Origin of the sequence: Bauldia litoralis, from assembly GCF_900104485.1 — a bacterium.
Classification (GTDB): Bacteria; Pseudomonadota; Alphaproteobacteria; order Rhizobiales; family Kaistiaceae; genus Bauldia; species Bauldia litoralis.
Genome location: NZ_FMXQ01000016.1, coordinates 15,681 through 27,385, shown reverse-complemented (window position 1 = coordinate 27,385; position 11,705 = coordinate 15,681). Strand labels below are relative to the sequence as shown.

The following is an 11,705-nucleotide window of genomic DNA, read 5'->3' as shown; positions in this document are numbered from 1 at the left end:
AGGTCCGCGTCCGGAATCCCGCAGTTCTACGCCCTTTGATGCACCGATCGTCTGGGCGGAGAACGTTCGAAGAGCTGACACTGGCGGAGGGAGAGGAACCCGGGTCGAACGTTCTCTACCTCTAAGTCATTGTTTTATAATGGCGCAGTGGCTCACGTTGCGCGTTGCTCTGCAACAGGAGGTCTTGGCAACTTCCTGACTTCGTCGACCCGTAGGGCCGTCTGCCGGATGTAAGGTGCCGGAGGCGGTGCGCCTCACGGACAATGCCTTGCGCACGGCGGCCGGGGTCCAAGTTTGCCCGAAAAGCCAAAACGGCCCAAGCTGGGCTCTCGACAACGTTCATCCGGGGAATGTCGGCTTAGACTTGGCGCCCAGGGTCGATGACAAGACGTCCCGACTCGCCATTGGTATACTGCTTCTTCTTTTGCCAAGTCGGTGCCAGCCGGTCGTGCGTCCGAGCCCCCGATCGGTTAATGCGAAATCGAACTCAGTGCCTCAATTGATCCGACGAGGTTGAATTCCCGCCGATGTGCGGCACAATGACACATGATTGCGGCCAAAAGCTCGATTGAGAGGTTGGTCCGGCTCGTGGCCACGCGATCCTTGAATCCGGCGGAGGTTTCCGTGAAGCATTCGATTCTGGGTGTCCCGTTGCTTGCCTTAGGTTTTTGGCTAGCGGCCGGTCCGACTTCTGTATCCGCTCAGGACAGTGTGGTCCTTGTCCTGGATTCCTCCGGCAGTATGGCGGGCCAGATCGACAACAAGGTCAAGCTCGACATCGCGCGATCCGCGATCAACGAACTGCTTGGCAAACTTAAGCCAACGACGAGCTTGGGGCTCATTGCCTACGGCCATCGTCGCAAGGGGGACTGCGGTGACATCGAAACAATTCACGAAGTGGGAACGCCGGATGCCCAAGCCATTAAGCAAGCTGTCGGTCGGCTGCGGGCGGTTGGCAAGACGCCGCTGTCCGCCGCGGTCAGGCAGGCGGCGGATCAGCTCAACTTTACCGTAGAGAAATCGACGATCATCCTGATCAGCGATGGCAAGGAAAACTGTGGCTTTGACCCGTGTGAACTCGGGCGCGAACTGAACCAGAAGGGCATTGATTTCAAGGTTCATGTCGTTGGCTTTGACGTCCCGAGCAACGAACGTGCCGGCCTGCGATGCCTCGCTGAGGCAACCGGCGGACGCTTCGTTCTCGCCAGCAATGCCCAATCGCTGGGAGACGCCATCTCCGAGGTTGTCGAGGTTGCCGAGACGATCGAAGCCAAGCCGATTCCACCTCCCGAACCAATTGGCGAAATCGGGCTTCGCGTTGATGTTGTCGTCAGCGACGGCGGCGCGCCATGGGAAGGTGAGATCGGAATAAAGGTCTTCCGTGACACCGTCGCCCTCGATGACACGCGCGAAGAAATTGCCGGCGCCTGGCGGACCAAATCCGGACACATCATTAAAGACCTGACGGAGGGAAGCCACCGGCTTGAGGTCGTGCTCGCCGACCATCCGCATATCGTCCGCGAATTCTCTGTCGACGTGGTCCCCGATGATGCGCAGATCGTGGTCGTCAATATGGATGTGGGCCAAGTTCGCTTTGATGCCTCGCTGATGGAAGGCGGTCCACCCTTCACAGGGGAGTTGGGATGGACAATCCTGGCCCGCGACAAGGACCTTGACGGCACGCGGCAACAGATCGCCAACTTCTGGCGAGTAAAGTCGGGCGACGTCTTCTGGCTTCCCGCTGGCTCCTGGCAGCTCGATGGTGTGATTGCCGACGCGAATTATCTCACCGCGACGAAGGAACTGGCCGTCGAGGCCGGAGGCAGCGCGGGGCACGTCTTCTCGTTTGATGCGGGAACTGTTCGGTTTGATGCGAGCCTTTCGGCTGGCGGTCCGGAGATCGAAGACGAGCTCGGCTGGAAGGTCATGTCGACGACCAAGGATCTGAGCGGCAATCGCTCGGAGGTGACCAATTTTTGGCGGGTGCCGTCTGGCGACGTATTTCTGCTGCCGGAGGGCACCTGGCTCATTGCTGGGGTCCTTGCCGATCATCCGCATGTGATGATGCAGAATACGATCAAAGTCGCGCCGGGCAGCGAAGTGGCGCACCAATTTGATTTCGCGTCTGGCCGGGTCCGTTTCGATCTGACCGTCAACGGCCAACCGATATCCGACGAGGTTGGGTTGACGGTGCTGAAAGCGGAAAACGACGCTGACGGCAATCAGGAGAAGATCGCAGATTTCTGGCGGGTCAAGTCCGGCTACACAACCGTGCTGCCGGCCGGACGTTATGAATTGACCGCGCTGCTCGCCGACCAGAAAGACGTCACCGGAAGGTTTGCGATCGAGATTGCCCCCGGGGACGAGAAGATTCTTACACTCGATATGACGCGTCCGTGAAAGCCGGCATCGACTTTCTAAAGCATGAGGCTCGCCCTGCCCGGGCCATGAAGCCCGCGCGCCTCCCGGCCTCACAAAGAGGCAGTTGCCTCCGCCCCTTTCACCCGGAGGGCTCCGGCTTCCGCCAATCGTCTGCCAGAGAGGCGTTCAACGCGCGCGCCAGCTGCTGTGGTAGCGGCGCGTCGGCGGCGACGGCGACGGCCGCACCGAGGTCCCTGGCGACACTCAGACCCGCCCGCTGCGCAAGCCCGGTCTTGACTACGAGTCCGCCGACCGGAGGCGGACGGCCCCCGCCGAGCCACGCGTAGTAGGTGTCTTCCGGAACCGCGGCCAAGGCCTCGTCTTCGGCGACGCTGTTGAACGCCCCCGTCAGGCCGGTGCACAACGGGATGGCGCGTTTAACCGCACCGGGCCCGTACCGGTCCCGGATCATCTGCAGCGGGTGGGCTTCCATGCTTAGCGTATGGAATATCAAGAGGCCGGGACCGGGCTCATCCGGCCATTGCGTCGACAGGACCGTTTCCAGCCCGGACCTCGTCAACGCCTGGGCCATTTCGCGGTAGCGGTAGTGCCCGGCGACGTCGAGCATTCGCTGGCCTGCACGCGGCAGCGAATCGGGTGCCAGAAGCCAGGCGGCGGGATCAGGGGATGGGTTCGACATCGAGCCTGATGATGAACGATTGACCGGCTAAATCGTCGGGATTCATCCCGAGACGCTTGATGAACTCTTCTGCCGTCTCAAAGCCGGAAAAAAAATTTTCCTCGAACACACTAAGTGGACTACGCCCGTACCAACTGTCGAACTCGAGCCGAGCGCTCTTCACCCGGTATCCGGCGGCGGCCAGATCGGATTGAGCGTAGCGGACCGAATGTGTCATCATCAGCATGTCGGACATGGCGCTTTCCGGGATATCCCTAAGATCCGAAATGTTTGGGTGAAACAGGCGTCTCAGGTATTCCAATCTTGCGATAGTGCGGAGGTTCTGAATGTGCTCCATGACGCAGGATCGGATCGCTCCCGCGCCCGCCGAGGCGTACCGAACGCCCAGATGAGTCATCAGCCGCATTGTCGTGAATTGTATCGTCGGAACGCCTCCCGACGGCAGTGGATGCGGCAGCACTCCTTCGATCATGCCCCTCACCGGGCCCGGTGTGCCGCCTTTCGGCGTGGGACGGAGTTCGCGGAACGCCGCCTTTAACGTTAGAGTATACGTGCCGGGGTCATAGGCCCGAAGTACGCTGCCCCATTTCCCGTCGGGGTCTCGGATCTTATATACTGCGGAATTGCCTGACTCGTTCAACTCGAACCGCCACCCGATTCCCTCAAGATCGTCGGTAATGTCCGTCCGCACCGGATTGCTCTGCTCCAAATAATCCGAGTTGCGAGCTTGGGGTCGTCGTCTGAACAGTTCGTCAACGATATCCTCAAACCGTTCGGCGTTGATGTTCGGTTCGCTGATTAGGACCTGGCGCGCGAGCTGGCGCCTTAGCAGATGGGCGGCGTCGATCTGGGCGGCAATCCGGTCGGAGGCAGCGTCCATCAGTTCGACCACGTCGGCACGGCCGAGACTTGCCAACCGCCTGATGAGTGCGAAGGAGTCTTCCGACACTGCGGCGCCCCAAGCTGGAGCATCAGCCCCTTGTCCAAGCGTGCGGCTGGCCGCCTCCAGTTCCTGAAGAAACGCCTCGTCGATCTGTGAGGCGAAGTCTGAGGCGTCGATGTCGTCGAGATAGCGGACGACATCCTCCAACGCGTCCTCCAGGTTTCCTCCCACTGGCTTCAACTCGACCTCGGGTGGCTTGGCCTTGCTGATAGCGTTTTCGATCTCTGGATCGACGCCGGCACCGGGTGGTGGCTCGCCCAGCTCCGCCACCGGATTGATCCGCCCGCCGGATGCCTCGGCGGCGCGAGCGGCGGTAAGGGCGTTGTCCACCTCTTCCGTCGCCGAAGCGATGCGCGCCGGCGCCTGCTCGGCGGCGCCAGCAACGCCATTCGCCTGCATCATGAGTGCGCGCCCGCGGGCGATCTGCAGCGTCCGGAGCCCGACGACAAACTTCTCGTAGAGAACCGGTACGTCGATTAGTCGGCCATAGGCGAAGAGAACGGCCCGCGGAAACAGCTTGCCGATGACCGCACCCCAGGGCCGCTGCCTTCGCTCCGCCCGACGCAGGTGGTACATGCCGGTCAAGTCGGCGGCGCCCCGTGCAAACCGGTAGGCCTCGTCCGCATTGAGCTTGGCGGTCACTTCCGTGTGAACGGCCGCGCCGACATCGATCACGTCCCAGGCAAACGACGCCAAGACCGTTCCGAAGCTGCCGGTCAGGGCGCCACCGACGGCGACGGGAATAGTTGCCAGGCCGACCGCAAGGGTCGCCTCATGGCGCGCCTGGGCGGCAAGCCTCTCCGCGATCGCAACACGCTCGGCCACGGTCGCCACAGTTTCCACATTGGCGCGGGCGTGGGCATCTGGAACCCAGTAGAGGGGCGCGGGCGCGTTGCGCATCAGCTTCGTCTGCGCCAGTCTCGCGATTGCGGCGAATTCGTAGCCGGTCAGCTGCAGGAGTTCCGGCACCTCGCACTCGCCAATTGCCTTCGCCCGGTTCGTCGCCTGCTCGATCAGACGCAGGTGCTTCTCGATTACCTCGCGCGTGGCAGCGATCGCCCAGCGTTCGACCTCGGCCATCTCGCGGTCGTGCACATCGCCTGTGATGGCCTTCTCGAAGGTCCAGTCGAACGTCGTCGGCCGACCATCGATCCCCTTCGTCTCGATCCGGGTCAGCGGCGACCGCCCTTGGCGGATGACAGGCTCGATGGCGCGACGAAAGGCGAGGATCTGCTCGTCGGTGACCAGGCGGGCATAAGCCGTGCGGACCTGCGCGAGCTGCTGCACGAACGTGTCGCGCATCAGGAGCATGCCGGCGTGCTGACCGACCGTCACTTTGTTGTCGATCCATCCCGGGAAGGCGATGCGGTAGCGGCCGGAGTTCACGAGAAAGGTCGAAATCTCCGTGGCAGTGGCCTGCTCGGCGTCGCGCCTGGTCGAAATCGTGATGTCGGCGCAGCGGGCTGCAACGGACAGCCATTTTCGCCAGTCGCCCTCTACCGCCTGCGCGCCCGGAGAGCGGTAGACGGTCGCCATGGTTATCGGCGGCGGAAGCGATATGATGCCGGGCTCGCCGATGGTTGCGAACACGCGGACGCCAGTCGCACCAGGCAGGGTGTGGTGGGGGCGGTCTTTGGAGGCGTGAATGGCATTTCCGGCCGGCAGGCGTGGGTCGAGTTGAATGAATTCGGTGCGGAAGATGCGGGGATTCTCGCTGCTGCGGATGGCGGGTATCCCATTGCCATCACCGCTTAGTAGGCCCTGTGATTTTGACTTTGGATCGATCGGTCTGCCTTGGCCGGCGGTTCCGACAATGACTGGGATCGACTTGACCGGCAATTTTCGTCGCGTTTCGATCTCCACCCGCACCAGTTCGCCGGGAAACACGATGCCGGTCGCTTCGTGCTCATGGTCCAGAAGGCCGATCTTACGGACGATCCTGAGCTTCGCGGTGTTGTCGCCGAACTGCAGCAGCCAAGCGCTGCGCGAGCCGCCATAACTGAAGGCTTGCCAGCCGGGAACGGTCTTGTCGGTGAACGTTGCCCGCAGGATTACGGCGTCGCGCTCGTCAACATCTGCGCTCTTTTCAGGCTTCAACCGCGCTTTGATAAGTTTGCGCCCGCGAGTGAAAGGGTCCAGGTCCCGATCGTGGGCGGCGACGTCGGAAGGGAAATCCAGTCGGCGGCGTTCGCTCGCCTGGAAGTCGGAAAGCCGGGCAATCTCCGCGTAGGTGACGCCCGCGGAACCGGAGATCGTTTCGGCACGTTCCGACCAGTCGCGCGGCAGGTCTTCGCCTAGCACGAACAGAGTCCGCGTGCGCACTCCGTCCGACGATCTGACGCCGAAGGGATAGCCGAATGCGGACTGGCTAGTACCGTCGGTGAACAGCCGGATGGCGAGCTGCGGCTCAAGCGGCACGGCCGCAAAGACCTTAGGCTTTGGTCGAGTCCATGCCTCGCTACCGACCTCCCACCAAATGTCGTCTTCGGCCTGCCTTAGATTTCCGGCGCGGCCATACCCGTCCTTAGCCCGCTCGATGAAGGGGTGAACCCGGTAGCGCCATTTTCCGACCAGGGTGCTCTGGGTGGCGGGTTTCAACCGGATCTCGACTCGGTCGACATCAGTTTGTGGCATTGGCGCCATCGGCTGGACGAGCTCATGGGTGCCGCCGGTGATGCGGAACTGGCGAAGGGCGCTCGAATTGACGGTGATCGCGACCTCGGGATAGCCGAGCCCGGTCTGGCGCTCGCTCCGCGGTGAGCCGGGACCGAGCACAAGCACCAACTCATTGTTCTCTATGGTGCTGCGTTCCGGCAGGAGTTCGCGGACTTCGCCATTCACATGATCGCGCAAGCTTAGCGTGATGGTGCGATCAGAAATCCTCGCCTCGCCCGAAATGGAGCTGAGGGCGGCATCCCAGTATGAGACCTTCCAACGGCCCTGCAGGAATTTCCAGGTAAGCTCCGGTGGCGGTTTAACGGCGGGCTTGGCCGGCTGCTGGCCGTGTGCATGTGGCGCGATCGCGGCCACGATCGCGAAAGCGACCGCCGCAAGGACGGGGCGGGCAGAGCGGACTAGATCGGGTCCAGAGGTCATTGTGGAACCTCCGCTGACACTGGCTCGACTCCACCGCCGGTCGCGGTAACATCCCACATCAGGTAGAGTAGATCGCTTCTGACGAGCCTTGGGTCCTCGTCGGTGGGATAAAGGAAGATATTGACGGGCTGATCCGCACCGTCATCAAACAGGAGCCGATAGACCGAGCGCGCGGCGGGCTTTATTAGCCGCCCTTCGACGGCAAAGGCTTCTCCGAAGTTCAACGGGTGTTCCAGCGGGACAAATTTGCCGTCGCTCAGCGTCACCAGCCGCGGGTCGATCTCCACGTCGGGCGGCTGCCAGATCTCGCCGTCGTGCACGATCGTCCATAGTACGTTGATAGTCTCACTGTTCTCGTCGAAAAATCTGGTCTCGCCGTCATTCTTGAAGCTTTCGATATTGGACAGGTGCTCGAATTTCACACTTCCCTCAAAGCGTTCACCAGACCTTGCGGCATGTACGAAGGATTGGTCTGAGCCCATCCAACCGTACTCGGCATAGCGGTGGCGAGTCCGAGCGTCGTCACCGACTGTCGCGACATATTGCGGTGCCCCGCCGAACTCTCGATATTCGTGTATCGTGCCAAACGAGTCGAAGTCGCCGATCACTTCGCCGGGCATTTCGCCGGGATATCCGTGTTCTGGCATGGCAAGAACCACCAGCGTGTCGGTCGGCAGCGCCGGCAGGCTCAGATCCGCTTCACGGTCGAGAAACGGCATGGTCCAATCGCCAATGGCCACCCCATCTTCGATTCCCGCGGGGCTCTCGAAATACGCGTAAGCTGGGTCGAGCCGGTCTTCGCTTTTCGCCCAGATACCGGCGGGCGCAATTTCAGTGCCCAGGGCCCAAGCGTAACGGACGACCTCAGACAGACCGGCGATTAGCGGGTCGCGGAACTGCGGATGAAACTGGTTGGCCATTCCCGACAGCATGAGAGTCTCGGTTGGACTGAGCGTCAGTCCATCCGCGTCAAGCGTCAGCGCGGTCCGAAGGTTCTCAATCCGGTCGCCGAGGACCTTTAGCCGTTGCATGTCCTCCGGGGCGAACCGCCAGACAAGTAGGACGGACCCGTAGCCGCCGCTCGGCAGGCCCTGAACAGGCTCGCGGACAGTCCAAGGTTCAATGGCCGCTGAACTGGTTTTCGTCGTTTCAGGCGTGTCGGGATCGGAATATGTACTCTCCCGCCGTGCCTCGGCACCCTCGAAATAGACGAGCGGTGCGCCGGAGACAGGGAGACCAGATCCCTCATCGCGGCTTTCCGTGAACGAGTAAATTCCGAGGCCCTTGAGCACTCGGAAAATGCTCTCGGCCTCCTCGGAAACGTCTTCGGTGGAATCAAGAGCAGCCACCAGTCGCTCGCGAAGCCGGCTGCCCTCATCCATCCGGGACGCTTCTTCGCGCCAAGCATCGATCTGGCCTTGCCATGTAGCCAACGCGACAAGCATAGAGTCATTGAGGAACATCTCTTGGAACGAAATCGGCGTGAGGCGGACCGAAATCGTCGTCGCCCCGTGACGCCAGGTCTCCACGGTCTTCAGAAACCGACCGACTGTCCTGTCATCGTGCAAAGACTCCTTGTACCCCTCCCGAATGATGCGGAGCGTGACTAGATAAGAGTCGGGGTTTACAGCCGTCGCACGCTGATAACCCTCTTCCCATAGTCCATCGGTCCTTCCGGATAACTGGGAGTGAACCGCAGTTGAAGAGCTCAAAATCGCGATAACGATTGCTATCGCGATTCGGCCAGCGTACAGACCTCGTCTTTGCTCGGACTTGCGTATCACCGATATTCTCGGCGCATCTGTTCGCCGCTCCTCGGTACCCGCCGCACACCCTCATGTTAATCTAGACAGCCGTATTTGTCCGGCGCAAGCATTCAATGCTCGATCGGCTGCTGGCGTGGCGGTCTATTCTTTGAACGGGGTCAAGAAGCGTGCTGGGAATGTCATCGCTTTGTGGGAGAATAGATCGGTCGTGAAGCTGATTATCCGAACAGCCTACTGAAACCGAGGAGGGGTGGCATCGGCTAGAAGACGACCAGCGACGAATCTCGAGAACGACACGTCAATTGCAATGTCCCGGTTTCGGAACCGCTCTCTCACAAATTGCCGTTCGCTCAACGAGCCGGGAAGATTGGGGTGCGCACGGTCCGCGCGACCCAGTGATTACTCTTCCAGTGCGATATTGATGATTACTCGCTCGCACATGACGTTGCGATCTTGATCCGGGAACAGACGCCACATCGCAAGCGCTCCGCCCATCTTTGCCCCATTTCGGTGGGCGTTCAGCAAACTATCGTAGGCAGGTGGATCGATGGCACAGCGCTTCTGAATAGGCGCAGCCACCTGCAGTGTCTCCTTGGCTGCTGTGTCGGCATATGCGGCGATCAAATGTGAGAGCCGCTGTTCGACATCACATCCCTCCAGAATCGCCAGATAAGCGGTTACCCTTGAATCGTTTTGTATCTTTTCGTTGTGTGAAAATTCCTCGATGACACATTCCGTTTCAGGGGAAATGGTTCCCACGAACTCAACTGCCTCTTGCGCAATTACCGTACCGCTTAAACCGGCAATACCAACGGCCACGGCAAATAGCTTCGTGATGCCCATGCCTCGAACCTCGAGTTTTGAAGAATGGGTCGAGTATATACCGACGAACAGAGATTCCGAAACGATCGGGAAAGAACCGGGTCATTTCGCCGAAGCAAGACGGGGACGGCATCATGCCCATGAGGCACTTCAACAAAGGCTAGCACCCTGAGGTCGGTGGATGGGCCTCCGTACCGGTACAGACAAACCGGGTCGCGTGGTTGGCCAAATAATTAATGGGCGGTGCTGGGGGCGGACCGACGACTGCCGATGTCAGCCGGCACCGAGCCGCGGCGCGAACTGTCGAGACGTCTGCTACCACGGTCCTCGATCGTCGAACAGCACACCTGGAATCGAAACCGCCGGCCAAGGGCCGGCGGTCATTCGGGATTGCTTCTGATGAGAACAACACAGGGAAACAACAGGGTAATAATTCGGCTGTCTGGGCAGATTCCGGTTGAAAAGCCACGGAATCGCGTCGAATTTCCAGAGGCCTATAGTCGAATTCCCTACACGAGTAGTCAGGGTATCGAATGCGCAGAAACAGCGAAGCCTTTTTCGACTATCAGGGAATTGATTAATTGATTGGCTGAAAAGGCTGAGAGATAAACTCGTCTTCGTGCTGCTTGACCTGCCCCTGAGTTTTTCCACCAGGTAGATTTAGAGTCCGGCCCTTCAGGAGGGACGGATTGATGAAGCGGATCAGGTTTACGGACGAGCAGATCATTGCGGTTTTGCGGGAGCATGATGCGGGTGCGAAGACGGCCGATCTGGCTCGCAAGCACGGGGTCTCGGAAGCGACGCTGTACAACTGGAAGGCCAAGTACGGTGGCCTCGACGTGTCGGAAGCCCGGCGACTGAAGGCGCTGGAGGACGAGAACCGGAAGCTGAAGAAGCTGCTGGCGGAATCGATGCTCGACCAGGCGGCGCTGAAGGCGCTTCTGGCAAAAAAATGGTAGGGCCCGCCGCGAAGCGCGAAGCTGTCGCTCATCTCTGCGGTGCGTTGGAGATGAGCGAGCGCCGGGCCTGTAGCTTGATAGCCGCCGATCGCACGATGATCCGCTACCGCTCACGGCGCCCGCCCGAGACCGAACTGCGCGCCCGTCTGCGCGAGCTTGCCAATCAGCGCCGTCGGTTCGGCTACCGGCGGCTGTTCATCCTGCTGCGGCGAGAGGGCGAGACCTCCGGGATCAATCGCATCTACCGGCTTTATCGGGAGGAAGGACTGACCGTCCGCAAGCGCAGAGCCCGACGGCGGGCCGTCGGAACCCGCGTCCCGATCCTGGTCGAGGCCAGGGTCAACGCACGCTGGTCGCTCGACTTTGTCCACGACCAATTCGCTCTCGGCCGGCGCTTCCGCATCCTGAACGTCGTCGACGACGTGACGCGCGAATGCCTGGCAGCGATTCCGGACACCTCGATCTCAGGCAAACGGGTGGCCCGCGAACTGACGATGTTGATCCAGACCCGCGGCAAGCCAGGAATGATCGTCTCCGACCACGGTACCGAGTTCACCTCGAACGCGATCCTCGGCTGGGCGATCGATCATCAGGTCGAGTGGCACTACATCGCGCCCGGCAAGCCGATGCAGAACGGCTTCGTCGAATCCTTCAACGGAAGGATGCGCGACGAACTACTCAACGAGAGCCTGTTCCTCGACCTCGGTCACACTCGCCAGCTCATCGGCGCCTGGGTCGCGGACTACAACACGGCAAGACCGCACTCCGCGCTTGGCTATCAAACGCCCGTGGCATATGCCGAAAAGCTCACCGCGCCAACCGGCGCAAAACCGGCCGAGGCTCTAATCGCCGCTGGATGAAACTTCAGTGGCAGGTCATGCTCTCCAAAGACCCTCGCTGAATTGCTATTCGAGACGATCTTCCGGCGCTGATTACCAGTAGCTTGCCATTCGACGAAAGGACCGAGATTTTCGGATCCGAGCACTTCGCGTGGCTCAATAGGCTGACCCACCGTGTCAATATCCTCGAGATGAATCGCGAGTCACGTCCTGCGACCT

The 11,705-nt window shown here is 60.8% G+C and carries 6 protein-coding genes; 2 read left to right on the top strand and 4 right to left on the bottom strand.

Translation table 11 applies throughout. From position 1 onward, the window contains the following. The first annotated feature begins 624 nt into the window (after window positions 1-624). Window positions 625-2,400, top strand: coding sequence for a vWA domain-containing protein (locus BLT60_RS23405; protein ID WP_175478612.1), 1,776 nt, complete (start codon window positions 625-627; stop codon window positions 2,398-2,400). A 100-nt stretch (window positions 2,401-2,500) separates the two neighbouring features. Here the strand turns inward: BLT60_RS23405 and BLT60_RS23400 are convergent, their stop codons facing one another. The 4 genes from BLT60_RS23400 to BLT60_RS23385 form a co-directional block, all read right to left on the bottom strand. Then, window positions 2,501-2,989, bottom strand: coding sequence for a hypothetical protein (locus BLT60_RS23400; protein ID WP_090881204.1), 489 nt, complete (start codon window positions 2,987-2,989; stop codon window positions 2,501-2,503). Between the two features lie 52 nt (window positions 2,990-3,041). Next, window positions 3,042-7,100 (bottom strand): hypothetical protein, encoded by a 4,059-nt coding sequence (locus tag BLT60_RS23395; RefSeq protein ID WP_090881201.1) that lies wholly within the window; start codon window positions 7,098-7,100, stop codon window positions 3,042-3,044. Next, the gene (locus BLT60_RS23390; RefSeq protein ID WP_139167946.1) at window positions 7,097-8,884 is read right to left on the bottom strand and encodes a hypothetical protein; all 1,788 of its coding nucleotides are present in this window, start codon (window positions 8,882-8,884) and stop codon (window positions 7,097-7,099) included. Before BLT60_RS23390 ends, BLT60_RS23395 begins: the two co-directional genes overlap by 4 nt. A 381-nt stretch (window positions 8,885-9,265) precedes the next feature. Next, entirely contained in the window at window positions 9,266-9,709 is a 444-nt protein-coding gene (locus tag BLT60_RS23385) for a hypothetical protein (RefSeq protein WP_090881195.1), read from the bottom strand. Window positions 9,710-10,380: 671 nt separating this feature from the next. On the opposite strand from BLT60_RS23385, the gene BLT60_RS23380 reads away from it, so the two are divergent. Then, a protein-coding gene (locus BLT60_RS23380) for an IS3 family transposase (RefSeq protein ID WP_090881192.1) occupies window positions 10,381-11,507 on the top strand; the annotation gives its coding sequence in 2 pieces (ribosomal slippage) (window positions 10,381-10,633 and window positions 10,633-11,507; 1,128 coding nt in all). Window positions 11,508-11,705: the final 198 nt, after the last annotated feature.

Bases quoted from the DNA above. Each gene is read 5' to 3' on its own strand.
- BLT60_RS23400 (WP_090881204.1), bottom strand. From the start codon at position 2,989: ATGCTCGACGTCGCCGGGCACTACCGCTACCGCGAAATGGCCCAGGCG.
- BLT60_RS23395 (WP_090881201.1), bottom strand. From the start codon at position 7,100: ATGACCTCTGGACCCGATCTAGTCCGCTCTGCCCGCCCCGTCCTTGCG.
- BLT60_RS23385 (WP_090881195.1), bottom strand. From the start codon at position 9,709: ATGGGCATCACGAAGCTATTTGCCGTGGCCGTTGGTATTGCCGGTTTA.